Genomic DNA, 1,032 nt, shown 5'->3' on the forward strand with positions numbered 1-1,032 from the left:
ACCCGCATACGTCTCTCGCGTTCAAGGATTTATCGTTGAACTCCCGCTCTCGGCGGCCCGCATGCCGCATCAAAAGCGTCTCACGTTCTCGGCGCGTCTTCGGAGCCAATACGGAACTCCGGGAAACAAAAAACGGGCCTCGCAGGAAAACGCGAAACCCGTTTTTCTTGTCGCTAGTAGACCCACCACGGGCGGCCGTCGTACGGCCTGCCGTCGGGCAGACGGTCCACCTCCCTCGGCCCGAACTGGATCAGCTGCTCGGCCCGCTTCGGCATCCACCGGACATCGCACCAGCGGCAGTAGAAATAGCCGTTGTCGGCCTGTCTCCACCGGGCCTCGCGCAGCGGAACGAACCCGGCATCGACCCATTGCCAGGCCGTGTGCGTCGACGTGACGAACCATCTCCGCTCGGCGAACTCCGACCAGGGAGCGCCGGTTCCCGCGACCGCCAGCTCGAACTCCCTGTTCGAAACCGCCCGGTCCACGGCCTCGCCTATCCGCGCCCTGACCTTCTTCTCGGCCTCGGCTTCGCGGCGCTTCTTTCGCTCGCGGTTGCGCTCGGCCTCGGTCCATTTCTTCGTCTGCGTCAGAGGGTAGAACCAGGCCTCGTCTTTGCCGTGCGGGGTGTTCCACTCGCGGTGGACGCCTTTGGCGTTCTTGCGCAGATGACGGTGGACGCGCTCCCATTGCGCCTCGGTGCGGTACTCGATCCCCTCGATCTCGATAGCCATCTCAGCGCCCCCTTTCCTCGATCGCGGCGTGACGGGCATCGGCCCCTGGCGCCTCGGCTTCGAGATACACCCGGACGTATCGGCCTTCCCCCCGGTTGGCGTACTCGCGGCTGCGCCCAAGGACGCATCCCGTGCGCTCCAGGGCGTCGGCGAACTCCCTCACCTCTTCCGGCAGGCCTTGAACACGGATTTCCAGCATGGCATTACCTCCTCGGATTCTTCGACGCGCGGCCCGGCGCGTTGCGGTTGGCCGCATTGTGACGGGAAAGATTTTCGAGAAAAATCCTGTTCGGAACGGCTG

General features: G+C 64.6%; 2 protein-coding genes. Both read right to left on the reverse strand.

All coding sequences use genetic code 11. The annotated features are described in order from the left end of the window. Window positions 1-173: 173 nt before the first annotated feature. Window positions 174-731, reverse strand: a complete 558-nt coding sequence (locus HMPREF9451_RS09285; protein ID WP_009140036.1) for a hypothetical protein — start codon at window positions 729-731, stop codon at window positions 174-176. 1 nt (window position 732) lies between these two features. After that, on the reverse strand, window positions 733-930 hold the full coding sequence (locus HMPREF9451_RS09290) for a hypothetical protein (RefSeq protein WP_009140037.1): 198 nt from the start codon (window positions 928-930) through the stop codon (window positions 733-735). Between the last annotated feature and the right edge of the window lie 102 nt (window positions 931-1,032).

The organism is Slackia piriformis YIT 12062 (assembly GCF_000296445.1).
Taxonomy (GTDB): Bacteria; Actinomycetota; Coriobacteriia; order Coriobacteriales; family Eggerthellaceae; genus Slackia; species Slackia piriformis.

What these genes read in the sequence shown, in the direction of transcription:
- HMPREF9451_RS09285 (WP_009140036.1), bottom strand. Translation starts at nt 731, where the DNA reads ATGGCTATCGAGATCGAGGGGATCGAGTACCGCACCGAGGCGCAATGG.
- HMPREF9451_RS09290 (WP_009140037.1), bottom strand. Translation starts at nt 930, where the DNA reads ATGCTGGAAATCCGTGTTCAAGGCCTGCCGGAAGAGGTGAGGGAGTTC.